General features: G+C 58.0%; 11 protein-coding genes. 6 read left to right on the top strand and 5 right to left on the bottom strand.

What is annotated here, in order from left to right; all coding sequences use genetic code 11:
- Nucleotides 1-27: 27 nt before the first annotated feature.
- Both HNQ64_RS15205 and HNQ64_RS15200 read left to right on the top strand, forming a co-directional pair.
- The gene (locus HNQ64_RS15205; protein WP_184210098.1) at nucleotides 28-561 is read left to right on the top strand and encodes a hypothetical protein; all 534 of its coding nucleotides are present in this window, start codon (nucleotides 28-30) and stop codon (nucleotides 559-561) included.
- Between the two features lie 33 nt (nucleotides 562-594).
- Nucleotides 595-1,755: a pyridoxal phosphate-dependent aminotransferase gene (locus HNQ64_RS15200; protein ID WP_184210096.1), complete on the top strand. Its 1,161-nt coding sequence runs from the start codon at nucleotides 595-597 to the stop codon at nucleotides 1,753-1,755.
- A gap of 45 nt (nucleotides 1,756-1,800) precedes the next feature.
- Here HNQ64_RS15200 and HNQ64_RS15195 read toward each other — a convergent pair whose 3' ends face one another.
- The 3 genes from HNQ64_RS15195 to nadA all read right to left on the bottom strand — a co-directional run bounded on the left by HNQ64_RS15195 (nucleotide 1,801) and on the right by nadA (nucleotide 4,608).
- Complete coding sequence (locus HNQ64_RS15195) at nucleotides 1,801-2,622, bottom strand: metallophosphoesterase family protein (RefSeq protein WP_184210094.1); 822 nt, start codon at nucleotides 2,620-2,622, stop codon at nucleotides 1,801-1,803.
- Nucleotides 2,623-2,624: 2 nt separating this feature from the next.
- Nucleotides 2,625-3,569: a diacylglycerol/lipid kinase family protein gene (locus HNQ64_RS15190; protein WP_184210092.1), complete on the bottom strand. Its 945-nt coding sequence runs from the start codon at nucleotides 3,567-3,569 to the stop codon at nucleotides 2,625-2,627.
- A gap of 97 nt (nucleotides 3,570-3,666) precedes the next feature.
- Nucleotides 3,667-4,608 (bottom strand): quinolinate synthase NadA, encoded by a 942-nt coding sequence (gene nadA / locus HNQ64_RS15185; protein WP_184210090.1) that lies wholly within the window; start codon nucleotides 4,606-4,608, stop codon nucleotides 3,667-3,669.
- Nucleotides 4,609-4,847: 239 nt separating this feature from the next.
- Between nadA and HNQ64_RS15180 the strand changes: the two genes are divergently transcribed.
- Nucleotides 4,848-5,162, top strand: coding sequence for a hypothetical protein (locus tag HNQ64_RS15180; RefSeq protein ID WP_184210088.1), 315 nt, complete (start codon nucleotides 4,848-4,850; stop codon nucleotides 5,160-5,162).
- 3 nt (nucleotides 5,163-5,165) lie between these two features.
- Entirely contained in the window at nucleotides 5,166-5,633 is a 468-nt protein-coding gene (locus HNQ64_RS15175) for a hypothetical protein (protein WP_184210086.1), read from the top strand.
- Between the two features lie 49 nt (nucleotides 5,634-5,682).
- On the opposite strand, the gene HNQ64_RS15170 is transcribed toward HNQ64_RS15175, so the two are convergent.
- Nucleotides 5,683-8,175, bottom strand: coding sequence for an MFS transporter (locus tag HNQ64_RS15170; RefSeq protein ID WP_184210084.1), 2,493 nt, complete (start codon nucleotides 8,173-8,175; stop codon nucleotides 5,683-5,685).
- Between the two features lie 80 nt (nucleotides 8,176-8,255).
- Nucleotides 8,256-10,880, bottom strand: a complete 2,625-nt coding sequence (locus HNQ64_RS15165) for a right-handed parallel beta-helix repeat-containing protein (RefSeq protein ID WP_184210082.1) — start codon at nucleotides 10,878-10,880, stop codon at nucleotides 8,256-8,258.
- Between the two features lie 321 nt (nucleotides 10,881-11,201).
- Here HNQ64_RS15165 and HNQ64_RS15160 point away from each other — a divergent pair, with 321 nt between their 5' ends.
- Nucleotides 11,202-11,687 (top strand): fasciclin domain-containing protein, encoded by a 486-nt coding sequence (locus HNQ64_RS15160; protein ID WP_184210081.1) that lies wholly within the window; start codon nucleotides 11,202-11,204, stop codon nucleotides 11,685-11,687.
- A gap of 141 nt (nucleotides 11,688-11,828) precedes the next feature.
- A complete protein-coding gene (locus HNQ64_RS15155; protein ID WP_184210079.1) occupies nucleotides 11,829-13,280 on the top strand; it encodes a DUF1501 domain-containing protein in 1,452 nt (483 codons plus the stop codon).
- Nucleotides 13,281-13,297: the final 17 nt, after the last annotated feature.

Below are 13,297 nucleotides of genomic sequence, written 5' to 3'. Positions count from 1 at the left end.
CAAATTCTTACGCTCAATTCGCCTCCCATGTCACCCCTCATCCAACACTTAATCTCCGAGATTGATTCTAACACACCAGACAATGATCTGAATGAAGTGTTGCTGACAGCTAGACAAGCTATTTTTAAACTCAATGGTTCACAGGAGTATTCACCTCAAGTGCTTGATGAGTGGCAAGATGAGCTACAGGAAACGAATCTAACTTCAGAAGAAATCAGCGCACTAGTTGCTCATTTAAAAGACTTCATTCGACGTCATCCAGATCAGCCCTTGGTCGGAACCGCCATATGGGCATTGACTGCGACAAACAGTATTAATGAAGCACATTTTTTTCGCAATCAGATCATAATCCACGCAAATGCACGAAGGTTTCATCCTGTGGATCAAGCTGACTATGGGCTGCTGCGTCTCGGCCTAGATCATATAAGGTGGGACTCCATGCGAGAGGTTTGGGATCGCCCTGGATCCGAGAGACCAGATTCATATTGGACGGCTGTAAAAATCTATCTACGGAGATCTCACTACCAAAGAATGCGAGCTGCACACAAATCACTCCGTTGACCGCCCGCCCGGCCCCTCTAGCATCGCGGGCTCATGCCTCAGCCAGCACGCCGCCTCGAAGTCTTTACTGAATCCGTCATCCGGGAGATGACGCGTCTTTCGAACCGTCATGGGTCCATCAATCTGGCCCAGGGGTTTCCAGACTTTGATCCGTCGGCGGAACTCATCGAAGCCCTCGCCGTGGCCATTCGCGGACCGCATCATCAGTATGCGGTCACGTGGGGGGCTCCCCGTTTCCGCCAGGCGCTGGCTCGCAAGCATTCGCAATATACAGGGCTGGATCTGGATGCGGACCGGCACCTGGTGGTGACCTGCGGCAGCACAGAGGCGATGATGGTGGCCATGATGACGGCCTGCGACCCGGGCGACAAGGTGATCGTCTTCTCCCCCTTCTACGAGAACTACGCTGCCGATGCCATCCTTTCCGGAGCCATCCCAGTACACATCACACTCCATGCGCCTAACTTTGAATTCGACCGCACGGAGCTGCGCCAAGCTTTTGCCGATGGGGCTAAGGCCATCGTTATCTGCAATCCCTCCAACCCCTGCGGCAAGGTTTTCACACGTGAGGAGCTGCTGTTCATCGCCGGACTGGCGGAGGAGTTCGATGCCTTTGTGCTGATGGATGAGGTGTATGAGCACATCGTGTATGCCCCGCACCAGCACACCTACTTTGCCACGCTGCCGGGCATGTGGGAGCGCACGCTGAGCTGTGGCTCCCTGTCAAAAACTTACTCCATCACGGGCTGGCGACTGGGCCATGTGATCGCCCCGGAAAACCTGATTTCACGGGCGAAGAAGGTGCATGACTTCCTTACGGTGGGTGCTGCTGCACCATTGCAAGAGGCGGCGGTTACAGCTCTGGATTTCCCCGCGAGTTACTACGAGGAACTGCAACGCGACTATGATGCGAAACGGGATGTCTTCCTGGGCTACATGCGCCAGACCGGGCTGTCCTTTTCCGAGCCCCAAGGGGCCTACTACACGCTGCTGGACATCAGCCCGCTGGGCTTTGCCACGGATACAGAGGCCGCCGCCTGGATGACCCAGGAGGTGGGCGTGACGGGCGTGCCGGGGTCCAGCTTTTACCGCGAGCCTGAGCATCGTTTCATCCGCTTCCACTTCGCCAAAAAAGAGGAGACGCTGCGGGCGGCTGGAGAAAAACTGGTGGAAGGCCTGCGGCGCGGAAGGTAGGCAGAACGAGCAACCCTGTGACCCACAAAACAGCGTGGATATCCATCACACCTCCTGCCAGTCCCGCTTTCCTTCTCCACGCTGAAAACGCCACAGCCTGCCCGGCTTGTATGCCATCCCGTCCCAGGTCCAGGCCTGGATGCTGAGCTTGCGGGCATCGCCCTCGATGACGTGGAATCCGTTAGGCTCGCCCTTCAAGCGATGCGAGATGGCCGTGGACACTGCCGACAGCACACAATTCCGTGCGGCACTGCCCCCACTGAGCCGCAGTGTCTGTGCATAGCTGATGTGGAAATGTCCCGCCAGCACAAGGTCCACCCCGGCAAGGTTCACCGATTGGGAAAACTCGCGCTGCCGCCCGATGAGATGCCGCCGTGTGCCCTGTGGAGGCGCTGCGGGGGGATGGTGCACCACCAGCACCCGCAGGGAATCTTCATCCACCGCCTGCCCCAGCTTCACCATGCGCGCCATCTGATGATGCGACAGCCGCCCGCGCGACCAGTCCAGGTGCCAGCCTGCGGTGCGCGCTGAATTGGTGCCCATGACAAACAGCCCCGGGCGGCTCCACACAGGCTCCAGGTCTTCCTGCACCAGTCGGCGGAAATGCCGCCAGGGGCGGCGAAAGCGCTCCCACACCACCCACCAGCGTGGCACGTCGTGGTTCCCCGGCACCACGAGTTGCGGGATGGCAATGGAGTCCAGAAAAACCCGTGCTTCCTCGAACTCGCGCGCGCGTCCGCGCTGAGTGAGATCCCCGCTCACGATAAGCAGCTCCGGGTTTGCCTTCAAAATGGCCTCACGGAGAAAGGCCGGTAGATCAGGGCTCACGGCCCCGAAGTGGAGATCCGAAATGTGGACCAGACGCATGATTAGGAGGCGGGTTCAGATTCCACCTCTTCAGCCAAACGTGGGGCGATGACCAGCAACGCTTTCGGCACCAATTTCACCCGCAGGGGCACGGGCAGTTTCTCCAGCTCCCCATCCATCATCACCGGGATGCGGCGTTTCCGAGTCACTCGGATCTCGAGATCAGTGGCATGCATGACCACGATTTCGCGGTCCTCTTTCCAGCGGCCCATGACCCAGGCAATGAAGGAACGCAGGAGGCCAAAGCGGGTCTGGTGCTTCGAGATGTAAACCGTGAAGTAACCGGCATCCAGACTGCGGCGTTTGGGGATGATGCCGAAGATGTCCTCGTAGTCGTTATTGGCCAGCAGGGCGATGCGGGTGCGGTGGCGCTCGATGCGGTCACCTTCCTGAAGGCAAAGATGCAATGGCGGATACGTGGCCGCGCTGCGAAGGGCATCCCACATCGTCCGGCAAGATTTCACAATCCAGCTCCCATGATACTCAGGCCTGCCCATGACCAGGGCCGGATAAAAACCCAGCACCACCACGCACATGTAGAGATTTCCCGCCACATCCAGCAGGTCCATCTTGCCTTCTGGGGCGGTCACCAGCGCACGGGCAGCCTCCTTCCAGTCCAGCGGCATGCCCACATCCCGCGCAGCCAGATTGAAGGTGCCCAGGGGTAGGATGCCCAGGGGCTTGTCATGCCCGGCAAAGACCGTCGCCGCTGTGGCCACGGTGCCATCGCCACCACCTACGATCACGGCATCTGCCCCGCCATCGCGGGCATTTTCCAGAGCCTTGCGCACCTCTTTCCCAGGCACCTGCTGGATCTCTACCGTGCAGCCCAGTTCTTCAAAGACCTCCTTCAGCCCTGCCTCCACCACATCCGGCCCCAGGGTGCAAAGGGTGCCAGATTCACGATTGAGAATGACGCAGAGATTCCGGCGATGATCGGGATTCATGAGGGGAGAATACGCGGCTACAGCACGTAGGTCGCGAGGAATAATCGCAACCACCCGCCTAACCACGTGCCCCTAACCTCAGGCTACCAACAAAAAATCACCGGCTGAGTTCCAGCATGCGCAAAATCGGCTTCTCCGCTCGTGCACGGATGTCCTCAGGCATGTTCACCTGGGGGGTGAGATCACGCAGGGAGTCGTGCAGCTTTTGCAGCGTATTCATTTTCATATAGCGGCAGTCCGCACAGGCACAGTGGCCGGTGGGACCGGGGATGAAACGTTTGCCTGGCACCTCGCGCTCTAGGCGATGCAGCATGCCGCTTTCCGTCACGATGATAAAGGTGCTGGCCTCGCTGGCCTGGCAGTAGTGCACCATCTTTTCGGTCGAGCAAACGACATCCGCCAGCACGCGCACCGCATACGTGCACTCCGGGTGCGCCACCACGGCGGCGTCTGGATACTCGTCCTTGATCGCCTGGATGCTGTCGCGGGTAAACTCCACATGCACGTAGCAGGCCCCTTTCCAGAGGTCCATCTTACGGCCCGTCTGCTCCATCACCCAGCTACCCAGGTTTTGGTCCGGCACGAATAGGATCGGGCGATCCTGCGGCGCGGCATTGACGATTTTCACCGCATTGCCGCTGGTGCAGATGCAGTCGCTCAACGCTTTCACATGCGCGCTGCAATTGATGTAAGCGATGACGTAATAGTTCTTCTCCGCATTCGCTTTCAAGAAAGCCTCCAACTGCGGCCCAGGACAGCTTTGCTCCAGCGAGCAGCCGGCATCCGCATCCGGCAGGATCACAGTCTTCGTCGGGTTCACGATCTTCGCCGTCTCCGCCATGAAATGCACCCCGCAAAAGGCGATCACATCCGCATCCGTCTCCTTCGCGTGGTAGGCCAGCCCGAGGGAGTCCCCGACAAAATCGGCGATCTCCTGAATCTCTTTGGACTGATAGTTGTGAGCCAGAATGACAGCATTCCGCTCCTTCTTGAGGCGGAGGATTTCAGAAACCAGGGTGGGGGTGGCGACAGCGACCATACCCATGATATAGCGGAGACTGCCCCAGGCTCAAGGAAGAACCTGTCTCATCAAGGTAGGCATCCGCTGCACCTCTCTGTTTTTATCTTCCCCTGATCCCGACTAACCAAAAATACGGACACCCCCATCCCTCCAGCACGAGGCAACCATGCAACGTGCAACAGCGCTGGCGGAAAAATATTTTGCTCTCAGCGGTCTAGGCTTGCCATCGAAACAGCTTTTTGACACGAAGAAGAGGTATGAGCGCAGCCCACCCCCCGCCCCTGACTCTCTTCACCCTTAAAGACGGTCTTGTCGAAAGCTCCGCCGACCAGGAACTGGTGGACGCCTTTGCTGCCGACTTTCAAGGTCTCCGGCATTTCGCTTCCAAGATTGGTGAAGCCCTGAACCTGGGCCATGCCTGGACAGGCACCCTCCAGGAAGAGGACCTGACCGTGAGCTACGCCTACTTTGGCGAAGGCACGAGTCCCAATGATCCAGGGGCAGGTTCCCTCATCGGCAAAAAAACTCTGCTTTTCGATTCTCTCACCCGTCTTACCACCCAGGAGGCTTAAACCATGGCTGCAAACATTACCCCTTCCCTGCGTTCCGCTCTGGAGCGCCTCAAACATGCAGGTGCGGTCAATGGCCTGCTGCTGGGCTGGCGGCGACAGATTCTGCTAAATCTCCTGCCCTATGAGGAATTCCGTGCCGAGCGTCTGCTGCAGACCGTGCATGATGGGCGAGACCACTTTTCCAGTGGCGGAGATCGCAATACGGAGACCTTTTGGTTTGGCTACGATGTCTGTCATGCACTGGTCTGCTTTCGCGGCGACTGCACACTGGTCATTCTGCACACGCGGGCGGAGGAGGGTGACTTCCTGAAACGCACGGCCGAGACCTTCCTGGAGGATAGCCAGCTTTTACTCGATTCCCTGCTGAATCCCACTCCTGAGGATGGGGGTGAAACCCAGCCTCTAGGCGATGCTGGCGAGGAGCCTGCCTTCAGTGACACGCATACCAACTTCATCAGCCGCGTAGCTTAAAATCCAAGAAAGTGGCAGGTGAGAATCATTACACCTGCCACTCACCGTTTTAGAGCACTGGCAGCAAGAAGCCCCGCTCATCCATCTTGATGCCAGGGAGGACCACCGGGCCAGGATTCTTGGGCGTCAGCATGGAGATCTCCAGCCCTTCTACGCTGGTCTTTACTGCATACCCTGGCAGCAGGCGGCCATAGGTATTGGGCATGATGCCCAGTTGCAGACCGCGTTCGCCCTCGGGCATTTCTGGGTCAGGCACACAGGTGGCGATGAGGGCCCCCGTTTCCTGGTGCAGCAGTCCACGGTAGATCGTCACGTCCTCAGAGACGGGCACTTGGGCATCCGCCCAAAGCATGGCGTATTTGCCCAGTCGCGACCATTCCACCACGCCTTCCAACTTTTGCACCAGGGTAGCATCGCCCACGGCCACCACGCTATTTTCGGCACAGCCGCTGATGCTGGCGGCCTCAGTCACTACGCGCACGCGGCCTTTCATGTCTGCAAAAGCGAGGAGCGTCTGGTGAATGACACTGCCCACGGGGGCCAGACACAGCAGGGTTTCCCCCTGGCGTACCCATTCACATTCCATGAGACGGAGGGCATTTCCGATGATCTGCTGCTTGTCGGCATGATCCGTATTTTGGAAGTCGCGACGGCTCAGGATGGCCTCGGCGCTGAGGGCCAAAATCTGGGCACGCACCGCCTCTGCCGTGGCTTCTTTGGCCGGGATCGGGTGTCCGAAATAGACCGTCACCGGGTAGCGCAGGTTCTTCGGCCATTTTTTGAAAAACAGCCCCCCTTCAAAGGAAAAGATGCTGCCATAGAGGCCATCCATATAGGCAGGCACCACCTGTGCATCGCCCTGGCGGGCCATGAGTTCGTAGCCTTTGCGCAGGTCATTGACGATGCCGTGGCGGGTGATCTGACCCTCTGGGAAAAGGCAGACAATTCGCCCCTCCTTCAGGGCGGCACCAACGGTCCGCACCGCATCCTTCGCCCGAGTCGGCGAGATAGGCACCGTACCGCAGATCTTCACAAACCAGGTCATGGCCGGGATGTTATAAAGCGCATCCCACATCACAAAGCGTACCTGCCGCGTGCAGGAGGCCCCCATGATGAAGGCATCCACGTAACTCACGTGGTTCGGCAGCAGCATGGTGCCACCATCTTTCGGGATACGCTCATGGTGCACAGACTTCACCTTGTAGATCGTCTTCACGATCGCCAGGGCCACAAAACGCAGCAGGTAATGCGGTAGGAGCTGCACGATGTACACCGTAGCCACCAGCATGAGCACACCCAGCAGCCAAAACTGCCCTTGGAAACTAAGTCCCAGAGCCTTCAGTCCCACTAGCACAGCCACGGCCAGCACCCCAGCCACACTGTCTAGCAGATTCATGGAGGCCAGCACACGCCCGCGTTTTTCCGAATCTGCCGTATCCTGAATGAAGGTCTGGATGGGCACCATGTAGCAGCCGCCCATGAAGCCGATAAGGCCCAAGACCCATAAAAACGCCTCGGAATTCACCGGAGTCAGCCCAGCCCAAAACAAGCTTCCCGCGAGCCCCAAAGCCCCCAGCGGAATGATGCCAAGCTGCACGCCACGGCGATTCACCCAGGAGATGAAAAGGCTGCCCACCACCGTACCGATCCCCACCATGAGGGTCATCTTTGAGGACTCCGTCGCTGCCCCGCCCACATTCAGATCCGGATGCAGGGCCACGCCGATGTCCACAAACATGGCGGCGACCATACTAGCCACAAACCAATACGTGGAATTACCAAAGAAAGCCCGGCGCATGGGCAGAGACGAAAGGCTTTCTTTCAGGTGCTTAAAATGCTCCCACCACAGACCGTGATGATACTTCACGTGAGGATGCGCCGGCGTGCGCTGGATGTAAAAACCCACCACCATGGCCACCATCGCCACGCCAAACAGCCACCAGATCGGCTCCGCCGCAGCCCACCAGGCATTCTTGTGCCCATCGTAAAGAGCATCAAACCAGGCACCGCCGAGGCCTAAACCGGCCAGGATGCCGATCATGGCCACCATCTGGAGCCAGCCAGCCACCATGCCCAACCTGCGGGATCCAACGATTTCCTTCAGAATGCCCATCTTCCCCGGACTGTAAAAAGTGGCTTGGGTTGCCAGGAGGAAAAAGGCACCTAAAGCCAGAAGTATGCTCAGATCCCCCAGGGCTAAGTGGAAACACAGGCCCGCGAGCAAAAGGATAACGGACTGCGCCACCAGCATCACTAAAATGAGTGACCGCTTGGAATAACGGTCCGCAAAATACCCTGCCAGGGGAGCGAACAAAATGAAGGGCAGCAGGAGCATCGCCCCCAGCCATATGCCGATGTTATCGGCCAAAGGTCCGGTGGTTACCTTCGGCACCAGCCCCACCAGCATCATCTTCAACAGGTTGTCATTGAAGGCATTCAACAAAGAAACTCCCAACACCAACGCAATAGAGACCCACGCCCGCTTGGGCAGGCTTTTCATTTTATCGAGAGAGTCAGGATCTGGGGCAATCGGGTCAGGCATGGGTAGAAGTCTGCGGAGATTGCCATCCCATGCGCAAAAGTCGCGAGGAAAAGATCAACGAAGACGGAAAGAAGCCCCCTTTACTCCGCCACCACCTGCAGATCATCCAGCCAAAAGGCCACCTTCTCCGTGGCCGTGCTGACAAAGCCCAACCAGGCGAGTTCATTCCAGTCGGCATCACAGGGCAGATCCTCGAACTCCTGGGTCGGCTGACCGGCTGGGGTGATTTTGATCGACCACTTGCCGGGAGCTTTTTCCCCCAGCGTCGCCGTCATTTCCACCCGCGCCCAGGTTCCAGACGGAAAGGCGACTTTCTTTTTGCTACGGCGCTCGAGGATGCTTTCTCCTTCAAAGGCCAGGCTTGGCCCTGTGAGGTACTTCTGACCAGAATCACGCCAGTCCACAAAAAACTTCGCGCCCTTTTCCATCCGCACCTGAAAGGCGACGGTGACCTTACCCGCCTTAAACCCGGGCTTCAGCACCAAGTGCGGATCCCAGCTAGGGTCCAGGCCGGGGGCATCGGTGATCTTCAGGCTGCGCTTACCGCTCACGGCCTCACCTTCCACCACGTAGATGCTGTCGCCTTTGTTCTGCCAGCGGATTTCCTGACGCGGCAGCACTGGGAAGCTGAGCCCCATGCTTTCAAAGTCCTCCCTCACCTCATAAGGCGGCATGGGCCAGGGTTTCGACACCTCCCAGAAATCGGGAAAGCTCAGGGATGTGGCCTGTTTTTTCCACTCCCCCTCCCCACGCACACCCGCCTGACTGACATCCCCAGGGATGAAGCCCATCTTCAGCGCCGGACTTTCCTTTTTCAGGCGAAAGTCACGCTTCGCCGCATCCACAAACAAAGGATCTGCCACGAGGCTGCCTTCATCATGGCCGGTCCTTTTTTGCCAACCAGCAAGGTCCGTGTCATGAAACAGCACGGGCAGCCCAACACTGTTCCAATACAGATTATTGCGCATCTCATAGGTGCCCGTTTCCCAATTGTACCAGGTGCCATCCAGCAACTTGGGGATGTCATAGATCACCACGTTGTTCTCATAGGCAAAGGAGGCGTGTTTTTCCGCTCGCGAACGCTGGATCTGCGCCTTGCGACCGTAAGCAAAAACATTGTGACTCACCTGGTTCCATTTGCCGTAGTGCTGGTGAAAGGTGGACTCGCTGGTGTCATGCACCACATTGTGCGTCAGCGTCACCCCAGTGCTGCCTTCATCCGTGTAGAGGCCCCAGCCGCCGTAGCGGTAGCTGCCCACATCGTGCACATGGTTATGGCTCACCGTGGTGCCCTCGCTGCGGCCCAGGCCATAAAAGCCGCCCATGTCACTCAGCACCCCCCAGCCCAGATGGTGGATGTGATTAAAGTCCAGCCGATTCCGCTTCGACGGGCTGTGTTTGTAACCCCACAGCCAGCCCGCGCTGATGCCCGTGTAATAAAGATCTCCGATGTCACAGTGCGTGACCTCACAGTCCGCCGCATGAGCCAGGAAGACCCCACACGCGCTGGGAAAGAGACGCCCGCCGCTGTGGATGATGCAGTCATCCACCACGATGTGATGTGTGAGCGTGTCTTCATTCGGCATCTTGATATCTCCCAGCCGCACACCACCGCCGCCGAGGTCATGCAGGTAGCAGTGGCTCAATTCACTGTGGGCACAAGCGGTGCGAAACCAGATGGCATAACCACCTGTGTGTTTCATTTCACAGTTTTGGAAACCGATGTGCTGGCTGCGATCTAGCTCCACCACCGCGCCCACCCCTGCTGCCGCCTGCCCATCGTGATACCCCGCTGGACCATAGAGATGCTGCGTGTGCGCGAAGGTAAGTCTTTCAAAACGGACATGCTGCACACTCTCCAGCAGCAACAGTTTCTCCGTCACGGGCACGATGGCTTCCACGGTATTCATGTCCTCACCGGGCAGCGGTTTGTATAGCAACTGGCCAGCCTGGGAGAGGAACCACTCGCCAGGAGCATCCAGCGCCGCGCGGAAGTTTTCCACATACCAGCGCTGGTCTGGCTCAAACTCGACAAAGGGATAACGTGCGGCTCCCACGATGCGAACGGCCCGCGGTTCGTCATTGAGTTCCTTGATCCGGCACTGGCCCACCGTCCAGGTCTGCATGACCGTCAGCAGCACCTCACTGCGCTCATCCTTGGGGATGCCTTTCAGCACTTCGTAGTCCGCTGGGCGTGCGACAAAGGCTTCAAAACTCGGCTTGCTCAGCCCCTGAAACATGTCGGCCGCCGCTTGCGATTTCGCATTAAAATACCCACCCACCGCCCCCGGCCTATTTCCCAACGCATTCGGCGTGCGTGCCCTCACCGCACGGCGGCCATTGATCCAGAACTGCTCAAATTTCCCCTTCACCTCCGCCTGCCATAGCCCGTCTTCCACCTGCTTCCACCCCGTCACCTTTTTCCCACCCGTGAAAGTCACCCGGGCATCTTTCGCCGCCCGATAAACCGTAGGTCCCGTGCTCGTCCCGCTATCCGCAGCACTGAGTTTCAGAGCTTGCTCAATGAAGTAATCTCCAGCCGCAAACTCCACGGCCACCGCCCCTTTTTCGCCGCCCTGACGCAACGCACGCACCTGCTCAATCGCAGCCTGAGGTGAGGCGATGGCACCACGGGGATTCACCTGGATCACCGTCTCAGCGAGAGCGGGGGCAACAAACAAAAAAAGAGCGAAAATAACACGCATGCAGGCGTGTAGCGCGGCCCCCGCCCTAGCGCAAGGTGCAGCCCGTTCTGATCATCTCTTTTGCCATCACGATGCGACGTTATCTCCACGAAAAAAATCATCCTAAGCATCAAGCAAAAACAACAAAAAAATTTTACCCTTTTGGTTATTCCAAATGCATTGGCACTCGTTCGCGTGAACGCGCTGTCGAAGTTTGCGGATGCCAATCGGCCGTGAATATAAAAAATTAAACATCAGCGCCAAAAGGCGATGAGCTGCGTTTTTGATGCCGGAGAGAGCTGTGTAGCATCTCCGATTTACAAACCATCCAAAAACTTACTCATGAAAACACTATCCCTATTCGCCACCATCCTTGCCATGGCCGTCACTGGCATCACCTCTCAGGCACGCGCTGCCGATGACAAGACCATCGTGGGCGTGGCCGCAGGTGCAGGCCAATTCAAGACTCTCGTCGCTGCGGTGAAGGCAGCGGGCCTGGTGGAAACTCTCAGCGGCGAAGGTCCATTCACAGTCTTTGCCCCAACGGACGAAGCCTTTGCCAAACTGCCAGCAGGCACGGTCGAAGATCTGCTGAAGCCTGAGAACAAAGAAAAACTGACTTCCATCCTCACTTACCACGTCGTGGCAGGCAAAGTCCTGGCGGCTGATGTGAAATCTGGAGACGTCAAAACCGTGAATGGCCAGGAAGCCTCCATCAAGGTTGCTGACGGCAAGGTCACGATTGACAAGGCCACTGTTGTGAAGACCGACATCGCTGCAAGCAATGGTGTGATCCACGTGATCGACACCGTGTTGCTGCCTAAATAAAGCCAATTGGCCTTCTGCTTTTCGCAGGGTCAAAATCTCTCCACAGCCCGTGAACTTTCACGGGCTGTTTTGTGTCTAACAAATACAAAAGAGAGCCTATGGGAAACAACGCCTCCATTGCTGACGTAAATGGGAAGTCCTATGCCCCCTGCACCCGATGCTCTCCTCCAGGCGACTCGACGCCATTTCTTCAGCCAATGCAGTATGGGGATCGGCAGCGTGGCGCTGGCTTCGCTGATGGCGGAGCGCGGGCTGAATGCAGCCAGTGCCGCCGCAGCCCAGCCAGGCCCCGGGGTGCCCACGCGGGGAACCCACCCGGCCAAGGCGAAAAACGTCATTTTCCTGTTCATGGCAGGCGGGCCCTCGCAACTCGAATTGTTCGACTACAAGCCCGTGTTGCAAAAGCTCAATGGCCAGCCCATTCCGCAAAGTTACATCGAAGGGAAACGATTCGCCTTCATGGGCAGCAGCCATGGCGTGAAGCTGCTGGGTACGCGCAAGGAATTCAAACAGCGTGGGCAAAGCGGCACCTGGGTGAGTGATATGCTACCTTACACGGCAGGCATCGTGGATGACATCAGTGTGGTGACCACCTGCCAGACCACGCTTTTTAACCATGCCCCGGCCAAGCTTTTCATGAATACAGGCAGTGGCCAGTTCGGGCGGCCCAGCATGGGTTCCTGGGTGACCTACGGCATCGGCAGTGAGTCCAGCGATCTGCCAGGCTTCGTCGTCTTGCAAAGCGGTCCGCGCGGCCCCCGTGGCGGCGCGGTGAACTGGGGCAGCGGCTTTTTGCCCACCACGTATCAAGGTGTGCCCCTGCGCAGCCAGGGGGAGCCTATCTTGAACCTGACCACTCCCGCGAGCGTGGACGCCCGCAGTCAGCGCCGCGTCATTGATGCGGTGCGGGGTATGAACATGAAGCGGCTGGTGGCCACGGGCGATGATGAGATCCAGACCCGCATCAATGCCTATGAAATGGCCTACCGCATGCAATCCAGCGCGCCTGAGTTGATAGACATCCAGGGTGAGTCCAAGGCCACACTGGATCTCTACGGGGTGGATCCCACACAGCCATCGTTTGCTCGCAACTGTTTGTTAGCCCGTCGTCTGGTGGAGCGCGGCGTACGCTTTGTGCAGCTCTACCACACGAACTGGGACAGCCATGGTGGCAAGGGCGAGACGCTGGAAGATGACTTCCCCAAAGTGGTACACCAGGTGGATCAAGGCTGCGCAGCGCTGATCCATGACCTAAAATCTCGAGGTCTGCTGGAGGAAACTCTGGTGGTCTGGGGTGGTGAATTTGGCCGCACACCCATGGGAGAAAACCGCGATAAAACGGGACGAAATCACCACATTGATGCCTTCACCATGTGGTTCGCCGGCGGTGGTATCAAGCCTGGACAAACCTACGGAAAGACGGATGAACTCGGGTTTGACGGCGTGGAGCAGAAAGCTCACGTGCATGACATCCATGCCACCCTCCTGCACTTGCTGGGGCTGGACCATGAGAAGCTGACCTTCAAATTCCAGGGACGTGACTTCCGACTCACGGACGTGCATGGCGAGATCCTGCACGGCCTGCTGGCTTAAGAAAGCCTCCCCACGCG

The organism is Prosthecobacter dejongeii, from assembly GCF_014203045.1.
GTDB lineage: Bacteria > Verrucomicrobiota > Verrucomicrobiia > Verrucomicrobiales > Verrucomicrobiaceae > Prosthecobacter > Prosthecobacter dejongeii.
Note: the sequence above shows the minus strand (reverse complement) of the source record. Positions and strands in the feature narration are given on the sequence as shown.